The 719-nt window shown below is 40.8% G+C and carries 1 protein-coding gene; it reads left to right on the forward strand.

From position 1 onward, the window contains the following. The coding region (locus CQA58_RS08335; RefSeq protein WP_170126783.1) for a hypothetical protein at positions 1-719 on the forward strand (719 nt) is incomplete at both ends.

A 719-nucleotide genomic window follows, 5' to 3' on the forward strand; every position in this document is an offset into this window, starting at 1 on the left:
ATCACTTCAAGTGATAGTGCAACCACAGCAATTACTCTAGGAGAGAGTGCAGTAGGGAAAATCACAGGAGATATTGCTTTCAATGGCACTTCAACTGCGAATTGGACTTTTGCAGATAACTCATCTCTTGCTCTTGTAGGAAGTTTGGACAATGCCACTTCTACTGCCACAACTATTGCATTAGAGGGCAATTCTAGCTTGAAGATTTCTCAAAACTTCTCAAACTCAAATGGAGAACTCAATTTAACACTTGCTGGTAACTCTTCTCTTGCATTTACTACCCTATCCAATCAAGGGACTGCAACACTTGCCCTCAATGGGGCTTCTAGTGTCGCAGGAGATATCTCTACAACTGCAGGAAGTATGGCAATCACTTTTGGTGCAAATGGAAGCATTACAGGAGATATCTCTACAAGTGGAAGTGGTATAAGCACAGCAATTAGTCTAAATGATGGAGCAAATGCGACAATCACAGGAAGTATCAACAACTCCAATGATGCGACTACGACACTAACTTATAGCACAGGCAATGCAACTCTTACACTCAAGGGTGGAACTCAAGAGATTTCTACATTGAATTTGAGTGCTAATAATTCCACAAGCATTCTCAATCTTGCAAATTCAACTACAACGATTGGGAATCCCACCCTAACCCTTGATAGCTCAAAAAATCTCAATGTCAATATTGATAGCACTTCTTCTCTCACTCTAGCAAGTGT

The organism is Helicobacter brantae, from assembly GCF_003364205.1.
In the GTDB taxonomy this organism is placed as follows: Bacteria; Campylobacterota; Campylobacteria; order Campylobacterales; family Helicobacteraceae; genus Helicobacter_G; species Helicobacter_G brantae.